The 1,149-nt window shown below is 58.8% G+C and carries 2 protein-coding genes; one reads left to right on the top strand and one right to left on the bottom strand.

Annotated features, from left to right (window positions below):
* Positions 1–131 precede the first annotated feature (131 nt).
* Positions 132–542: a hypothetical protein gene (locus ACXJ7R_RS33670; protein ID WP_457155560.1), complete on the top strand. Its 411-nt coding sequence runs from the start codon at positions 132–134 to the stop codon at positions 540–542.
* A 73-nt stretch (positions 543–615) separates the two neighbouring features.
* Here ACXJ7R_RS33670 and ACXJ7R_RS33665 read toward each other — a convergent pair whose 3' ends face one another.
* Positions 616–741, bottom strand: coding sequence for a hypothetical protein (locus tag ACXJ7R_RS33665; RefSeq protein ID WP_457155559.1), 126 nt, complete (start codon positions 739–741; stop codon positions 616–618).
* Positions 742–1,149 lie beyond the last annotated feature (408 nt).

Here is a 1,149-nt window from a genome sequence, read left to right as displayed (position 1 = left end):
CCGCCAGTTAACGGCGCTCCACTGTAAGGCGCGATGGGGGCCTGTGGATGSTCTTTSRTTTTGATTGCATTGCTTTTTTAGGGAACCYTAATATCCCCCCGTTGAAATCGGCATTACGGGGAGGAAGTGTCATGCCTAAGGTTTCGGATCTCTTCTTTAAGACGGCAGTCGTGTGGCTCATCCTGGGGATTGGCGCCGGCTTGCAGATGGCGATTTCGGGCGACCACAGTGCCTTTCCGGCGCATGCGCACATCAATCTTCTSGGATGGGTTACAAGTGCAATCTTCGGYGGYTACTACGCCCTTAACCCGGCAAAGGCCGAGCGGAAAATCGCGATGATCCACTACGGCYTATATAACGTCGGGCTTATGATCATGCTTCCCGCTTTGTATCTGATGCTGCATGGAGGCTATACGGCAATCGAACCGGTCGTTGCCGTCGGCTCGCTGATCGTGGCTGCAGCGGTGCTGCTTTTCGCCTTCGTGGTTTTCTCCAGCGCAAGCGTACGCTCGGCGTCTGCACTCTCGCCAGCCACACGCTGAATTGGCGAAACCCGAACGAAAAAAAGCCCGCCACCGTGAGCCAGCGGCCTGGGATGCGCAAGTATGCGCAGGCTCAGTTGCGGTCGGGCTGTCCGGCGTTCGCCCTGATTGCTTCAAGTGCCGCAATCCCAGCCTTGAGGTTCGCCAGTCCTTCGCTCAGCAAAGCTCCAATGTTGGCGACGATGTCTTCGACGGCCATGAGGCTCGCCTAAGAGCGAAGGCGCGTTTGGCCGTTATCCAACACCGGGCATTGATTGAACGCGTCGCGGCGGCTCCGGCGGAGTACGGCAGGTTATCCGGCGCAAGCACGCCCCTTGCGCGGGGCGAGGCTTGCGTACGCGACGCCTCTTCCGCCTGTCCGGTAGGGTTGAGCGTATCGGCTTGGAGATCACGCTCTGATCGAGAAGGGCGAAACGATAGACCCTCGATGGAACAGGTCGGTAGAGCGCGCGCGAAAGTGCGTCCGCRGWSCGCYGGCCAAGTTCAAGCATRACGTTGTCGTATGTGTCGGAAACCTGGCAATTGGGGCAAGATAGGAGGTCGGACCCTTGCGGCTCACTGACGCTGCCAACGGGCACCCTGCATGAATTGCAGACAACCTTAGGAG

It is taken from the genome of Mesorhizobium sp. P5_C1 (genome assembly GCF_054049815.1).
The sequence above is the reverse complement of the archived record's forward strand: the minus strand, read 5'-3'. Positions and strand labels throughout refer to the sequence as shown.

Excerpts from the sequence above, each read along its gene's own strand:
- ACXJ7R_RS33665 (WP_457155559.1), bottom strand. The coding sequence starts at position 741 with ATGGCCGTCGAAGACATCGTCGCCAACATTGGAGCTTTGCTGAGCGAA.